1 protein-coding gene is annotated in these 1510 nt (G+C 36.0%); it reads left to right on the forward strand.

Annotated elements, in window-relative coordinates; all coding sequences use genetic code 11:
* Nucleotides 1-1122: type I restriction endonuclease subunit R, EcoR124 family (locus ABIB39_RS23270; RefSeq protein ID WP_502916213.1), on the forward strand; the 1122-nt coding region annotated here is incomplete at its 5' end.
* Nucleotides 1123-1510 lie beyond the last annotated feature (388 nt).

The raw sequence follows: 1510 nt of genomic DNA on the forward strand, positions 1-1510 counted from the left end.
AATGATTACAATCAAATGTTTGGCTGTGCCTACAGCACGAAGGACAGCGAAAGTTTTTACAATTATTACAATGATATTTCCAAGCAGGTAAAGGATGGCAAAATTGATATTTTATTAGTGGTGAACATGTTTTTAACTGGTTTTGATAGCAAAACGTTAAATACATTATACGTAGATAAAAACCTTAAATATCATGGTTTAATACAGGCATACAGCCGTACCAACAGAATATTAAATGAGCAAAAGTCTCAAGGAAACATCGTTGCTTTTCGTAATCTCAAAAACAGAACCGATGAAGCTATAACCTTATTCAGTAACAAGGATGCTATTGAAGTAATCATTATGCAGCCGTATGAGGATTATGCAAAAGAATTTGAAGAAGCTTTCGACAAGCTAAAGGATATTACTTCATCGCCAAATGATGTAAATGATCTACAAAGTGAAGATGACAAGCTGGAATTTGTAAAAGCCTTTCGAAATTTGATGAGACTTAAAAATATCCTTACCTCTTTTGCGGATTTTACCTGGGATGATCTGCAAATGCCTGAGCAGGAGTTTGAGGATTTTAAAAGTAAATACCTTGACATTTACGAAGGCACCAAAGAAACGAAAGAAAGGGTCTCTATTTTAGAAGACGTAGATTTTGAATTAGAGCTTATACATCGCGACGAGATAAACGTAAATTATATCATTCAATTACTGATTAAACTCAAGTCACAGAATAAAGGCGATACAGAAAAGACGAAAAGAGAGATTGCTAATTTATTGTCTACAGAAACTACGTTACGTAGTAAACGTGAATTGATAGAACGTTTTATCGAAGAAAACCTACCACTGATTACAGATACTGATGAAGTAACCACAGAGTTTGACAGATACTGGGATAAAGAACAGAAGCTGGCTTTTGAAAAAATAATCAGTGAAGAAAAGCTTTCTAAGGAAAAAACAGAAAAATTGATTGAGGACTACCTTTTTGCAGAAAGAGAGCCATTGCGTGATGATTTATTAGATCTGATAGAAGGGGAAAAGCCAAGTGTACTACAACGTAAAAAAAGAGGCGACAGCATTTTAATACGCATCAAAGATTTTGTAGAGACATTTATCAATGGAATGGTTGGGTAGAATTAAATAATTCTTATCACTTGTAATAATTGAAGTTAACAGGGTTTTACCCAATATCTTTTAATTATGGGTGGTCAGTTGCCAGCGGAATAACTGGTCAATTTGACCCGGAATATTATTTTATAAACTAAAAATAATCCCATACTCACCACATCCGCGAAGATAGCCCACCGCCGGGATAAAAAGTAAAGGCCATGCAGAGCGGGCCATTTTTGTTTGTTTTTTTAGCAGTGGCCCGGCCTTGACTATTTACCCGGCTCGCGCTGTTGGTTGCTTAAGCGGTAAATATGGGGTTGTAACCCCTCCTAAAAACCGGACTGCTTAAAGGACGAAAAGTCTTAACTTTAACCAGTCAAACGATGAAGAACTCTATCATTACCGAAACGCA

The organism is Mucilaginibacter sp. UYP27 (assembly GCF_040547175.1).
GTDB lineage: Bacteria > Bacteroidota > Bacteroidia > Sphingobacteriales > Sphingobacteriaceae > Mucilaginibacter.